A 5,054-nucleotide genomic window follows, 5' to 3' on the forward strand; every position below is an offset into this window, starting at 1 on the left:
GATTTTCCCCGCAATGTATTGCTCAGCAGACATTGGTGCAATTTGCAGCGAACGACCCCTTTCCGCCCTTCTTACCAATTCATGCACTGCGCAGCATCGGTCAAAACGGCCTCAAACCTGCCATTAGTTGCGCTGTCCCCCCAATGTCCGCACTTTCCGAGCCCACCGGCCGAACTGATCTGATGGGAGATCCGAACACCCCGCCAGCCCGCATCACGGTCTGCGGCTGGGACAAGGGCCGGCCGGAAACAGCGGCCTATGCCTGCGAAGGGTGCGAGCGCCCTATCTCCCGCGAAAAACTCGACTTCATCGCGGAACACGACGTTGAAATCACGATCTCACACGACGGGCCCGGTCAGCATCTGCGCGGGCCGGATCCGTTCGACGATCCTGACAAGAGCCACTGGATCCAAACCCTGTTGGCCGAGGTCCCTCCCCCGCTGATCGAGAGCGCGCTGCAAGAGGAACTGGCGGAAGAGACTGTGACAGCCGATCGCGTGGGCGATGCGGACTGCATCTTCCTGACCGGGCTTTATCTTGCCGAACGCGGGATCTCCGAGCACGTGAAGCGCATCCGCGCGGGCGCCCTGCCTTGGCCGGAGATCGACGCAGACAAGGCCCTGCCATGGATCGAGCAGAAGACGGGCCTCACTCTTGCGGCAAGCCAGGCCGATGCGATCCGGCTGGCACTGCGCTCGAAGCTCATGGTGATTACCGGTGGTCCAGGCGTTGGCAAGACCACCATCGTGAACTCGATCCTGCGCATTCTGGCTGCCAAAGCGGTGAAGCTGCTCCTTTGCGCGCCGACGGGTCGTGCGGCCAAGCGTATGACCGAGGCCACCGGGATGGAGGCCAAGACCATCCACCGGCTTCTAGAATTCGACCCGAAGGCCTTCGGTTTCAAACGCAGCGAGGAGAACCCACTCGACTGCGACCTTCTGGTCGTGGACGAAAGCTCGATGGTCGATGTGCTGCTGATGCAGTCGCTCCTGAAGGCTGTACCCAGCACCGCGGCGCTGCTGATTGTCGGCGATATCGACCAGCTCCCCTCTGTCGGGCCCGGCCAGGTGCTGGCTGACATCATCGGCTCTGACGCGGTGCCCGTGGTCCGACTGACCGAGGTGTTCCGGCAAGCAGCCCAGAGCAAGATCATCACCACGGCGCATGCGATCAATGCGGGGCAACTGCCCGATCTCGGCAAGCCCGATGGGGAGGCGGACTTCTATTTCGTGCCGGCTGCGGATCGTCGAGCTGGTCGCCAAGCGCATCCCCCAGCGCTTTGGCTTCGATCCGATAAAGGGCATCCAGGTCCTCTGTCCCATGAACCGCGGCGGGGTCGGTGCACGCTCGCTCAACGTCGAGCTTCAGGCAGCGCTGAACCCTGCCGGCGAGAAGAAGGTCGAGCGTTTTGGCTGGACCTTCGCGCCGGGCGACAAGGTCATGCAGATCGAGAACGATTACGACAAGGACGTCTATAACGGGGACATCGGCATGATTGAGGACGTCGATCTCGATGACGGCGAAGTGACCGTGAATTTCGACGGTCGCACTGTGACATTCCTCTTTGGCGAACTCGACACGTTGGTCCCAGCCTATGCCGCCACGATCCACAAGAGCCAGGGGTCAGAATACCCCGCCGTCGTGATCCCCGTGATGACCCAGCACTACGCGATGCTGCAGCGCAACTTGATCTACACCGGCGTCACCCGGGGCAAGAGGTTGGTCGTGCTCATTGGTCAGAAGAAGGCCGTGGCGATCGCGGTGAAGAATATCTCTGGGCGGCGGCGCTGGTCGAAGCTGGATGAGTGGCTTGGCGGCAATCTGGCGTTCTAGCTTTTTCAGCCGTCGCGATCCGCTGGCGAAAGGGCCGCAATATTACGAGCCAGCCTGTCGGCCATCATCCCCGGCGCAAGCGCCGAGCCTGCAATCCGCTGAAGCGCCTGCCGCGCCTGATCCGCCTCGTCAAGGTGCGCAGCCGCAACCATCAGGTGCTCGACAGCTTCATCGATGTCGAGCGGGCTCGGCTCATATCCGCGGCCTTCGACAAGATGCCGGATGGCCTGCAAAGCGACCTCCATTGCGAAGCTCGGTTCCTTGAGCTTCAGGTCCCGTGCCGCGCGGATCAGGGTTGAAGGTGCTGCATCGTAATGCGCGGCACATTCGAGCGCGATATCGAGGAACCGGGCGGTCTTGGCGGCGGCAAACCACTTTCCCTTCGATCCATGCGTGTCGATCAGATCCTCGAGGATACGGCGCGCATCGAGGTCGGGGTAACGTTTCACCAGATTGCGCCACATCGCGAGATAGGTGTTGCCCGAGACCGAGGGCAGGCCAAAGCGGCGGTAGGCTTCTTCCTCGCGGCCCTTGCTGATCAGGATGCACTCACAGAACTGGGCGATCTCGACATGACCCCATTGGCGGTGCTGATCCAGGAGCAACGCCTCAGCGCGGGCGAGGGCCTCGTCTTCGCAGCCCTGGCGCAGCAGCGCCTCAGCACCGAATTTCTCATCGAACCAGAGGCGGGTCTTTTTCCGCTCCAGAAGTGCCAGCAACTCGTCATGCAGCCCAGCCTCCAACAGGCAGGATAGCGTCAGCGTCGCTGTTGGCGCATGAATGAAGCGCGCATGGTCGGACCAGGCCGCCTCGATCATGTCGATGTCCCTGTCGGCATGCAGGTTCATCAGCGAAGGATAGGCTGCGATCTGACCAAAGCGGTCTGCGATCGGCGCGAGATAATCCACGCCGTCGTCCTCGATTGCCTGGCGCAGCTGCTCGAGCCATTTCGCGCGAGTCTTCTCATCTGCGGACGCATCGATCAGAATCGGCAGCAATTCCTCCAGCGTCCGGCAGACTGCATTACCAAGCGCGCCTGACGAGGTGTCGATATGCTCGAATGCAGGCCAGATGCGCTGGGCGAGCGCTATGACACCCTCTGCCGCTGTCACAGGATCGACCCGCGCAACAGCCCGAATTTCTGAGCTGGCTGATTTCAGCCGCTCGATCGCTTTGGAAGATGACTTCCAACTATAGGCGCCCGCCCGCATGCCCGGCTTGAAGGCCCATTTATGTGTCGCCTTCGCCATCTACAGCCTCCCCGCCATGCGCAGCGCGTTTTCCTCGACGGCTTCGGCGGTCTGCACGACATATCCCTCTGTGGCGCCTGGCAGCGCGGTCACTGCCGCCGTGACCTCCGCCCTGTTCGCCACCATCGCGTCAACGATCTGCTGCACGCGGTTTTTCACATCGGTGGGGCGATAGCCGATTTCGCGCGCGATGGCTTCCCAGTGTCGTCCCGCAACCATGTACGGATTGCGCTTCTTGCCGTCGATAGATTGGGCATAGGTCTTTACGACATGGGGCCAGGACAGCACTGTCGAGGCGTCATAAATGGGCGCCAGGCGCGGCGCGGCGCCCACCGGCAGGATCAGGGAATAGTTCTTCGCATGCGCGTCGGTGTTGGCGACGAGGATGTTGAAGATCACCTGATCGAGCAGCGCCAAAGCATCGCTCGCGCTGACGTGGCGGCCGGTTTCCAGCAGGGTCTTCAGATCGAGCCCAGGCAGTGTGCCGCGCTCGTATTTTCGCCCGGGTGGCAAGCCATTAGCCTGGGCAAAGTCTTCTTGATGAAGACGCAGGAGCTGACCACTCCGCCCTACTCTTCGATCATAACGCAGCACGCCGATGGCAGTTCGCTTCGACGACTGAAGGATCGTCGTCTGCGCAGCCTCGATGCCGATGGCCTGTGCCATGCGCAGGCACCAGACTTCATTTTCGGTGATGCCGGGAAGGTTGGGATTGTCAGGCTTCACGATCAAGGTGGACGGCGCCCCGATGAGCGGGATGGCAAGCACGTCTCCCTCCTGCGGGAGACGCAGCACAGGCGCACCGTCCGGGCCCAGTACGGCCAAAGCCGACTTCTTCTGGCCACCCGCCAAGGACTGACGCACGCCCTCCTCACCCACCAGAAACGGCCTGCGTCCGAGATCTTCGAAGTGGCGCTCGAGCGCCAGACGCGGATCAGCGGTGTCATAGAAGCTGGTGAGCGGTGTATAGGCCCACAGCGCCCGCTCAGTCGCCGCGCCGAAGGACAGGGCGCCGGCCGTGTCCCCCCCGATCTCCGCCAGTACAGCCAGAACGTCGGCTTGATCGAGGCCGAGGGATCGGGTCAGCACTTGAAGCTGTTCTTCCTCTGGCAAAAGGTTCGCCAGCCAGGGGGAGATCACATCAGAGGGATAGGGTTCGGCGCGGAGCGGCATGGTGACGGACAAGGGGAACGCCCCAGCCGTCTGCAGCCAGCGATCTTCATAACGCAAAGAGAGAGATCCATCAGCCGCGACGTCGACCTGCCCTACCGCCAGGTCATCAAACCAGATGGGGACGGAGGCGGTCACTGATACTCTCCGAGATCATAGCCCTCGGATGGCACCGGAGCGGTGGGCTCGGCCGCTTGAGAGCCATCCGCGATGATCGTCGCGAGTGGCGCGCGCAACGCATCAGCGATCCGCTTCAGCGTTGTCAGCCGCGGATCGCGTTTGCCGGTTTCGATCAAGGACAATGCAGGCGCGCTGATGCCAGTCAGGCGGGCCAGCTGTTCCAGGTTCAAACCCTGCGCGGCGCGGGTCTCGCGGATCCGCTTACCGGCATCCGCCAGCAGCTTCTTCTCGGCATCATCGACCATCTGTCGCCACCTTACCCTTTTCGGTAAAGCTAGCAGCAAGATGAGCTTTGCTCAAGGCATCTTATCCTTAACGGTAAGAGCGTTGCTTCAGGGTAGGACGCAAGGCAGCCCTTATCGAATAAGGTAAGCGCCTCAGAGATCCCAAACAGCCATTTTTGGACAGTTGAATGCCCGCGAATGCAGGCCGATGCACGCGAGTGCGGGCGAATGCAATTTTTCTGGTGCGGTGTTGATGTGGCGTTGATGTAAACGCGCACGCATAATTCCCCAGTGTTTTACTTGGGAACTAAGCGTTTGATATTGTATGGTATTATTGGTTGCGGGAGTAGGATTTGAACCTACGACCTTCAGGTTATGAGCCTGACGAGCTACCGGG

At 61.4% G+C, this 5,054-nt stretch carries 6 protein-coding genes; 2 read left to right on the forward strand and 4 right to left on the reverse strand.

The window, feature by feature from the left end; translation table 11 throughout:
* The coding region (locus FAP39_RS17860) for an ATP-dependent DNA helicase (RefSeq protein WP_246059245.1) at positions 1-1,478 on the forward strand (1,478 nt) is incomplete at its 5' end.
* A complete protein-coding gene (locus tag FAP39_RS17865) occupies positions 1,375-1,833 on the forward strand; it encodes an ATP-dependent DNA helicase (RefSeq protein ID WP_246059246.1) in 459 nt (152 codons plus the stop codon). The genes FAP39_RS17860 and FAP39_RS17865, both read left to right, overlap by 104 nt.
* 5 nt (positions 1,834-1,838) lie before the next feature.
* Here FAP39_RS17865 and FAP39_RS17115 read toward each other — a convergent pair whose 3' ends face one another.
* The 4 genes from FAP39_RS17115 to FAP39_RS17710 all read right to left on the reverse strand — a co-directional run.
* On the reverse strand, positions 1,839-3,083 hold the full coding sequence (locus tag FAP39_RS17115) for a hypothetical protein (RefSeq protein ID WP_212743444.1): 1,245 nt from the start codon (positions 3,081-3,083) through the stop codon (positions 1,839-1,841).
* Entirely contained in the window at positions 3,084-4,391 is a 1,308-nt protein-coding gene (locus FAP39_RS17120) for a HipA domain-containing protein (RefSeq protein ID WP_138017585.1), read from the reverse strand.
* The gene (locus FAP39_RS17125) at positions 4,388-4,678 is read right to left on the reverse strand and encodes a helix-turn-helix domain-containing protein (protein ID WP_138017586.1); all 291 of its coding nucleotides are present in this window, start codon (positions 4,676-4,678) and stop codon (positions 4,388-4,390) included. The genes FAP39_RS17120 and FAP39_RS17125 overlap by 4 nt, the downstream gene beginning before the upstream one ends.
* Positions 4,679-4,810: 132 nt before the next feature.
* Positions 4,811-5,054 (reverse strand): hypothetical protein (locus tag FAP39_RS17710; protein ID WP_212743445.1); only part of this gene is annotated, 244 nt, incomplete at its 5' end.

The organism is Shimia litoralis, assembly GCF_005518135.1.
In the GTDB taxonomy this organism is placed as follows: Bacteria; Pseudomonadota; Alphaproteobacteria; order Rhodobacterales; family Rhodobacteraceae; genus Shimia_E; species Shimia_E litoralis.

Coding starts and splice junctions, on each gene's coding strand:
- FAP39_RS17125 (WP_138017586.1), bottom strand. CDS start 4,678: ATGGTCGATGATGCCGAGAAGAAGCTGCTGGCGGATGCCGGTAAGCGG.
- FAP39_RS17115 (WP_212743444.1), bottom strand. CDS start 3,083: ATGGCGAAGGCGACACATAAATGGGCCTTCAAGCCGGGCATGCGGGCG.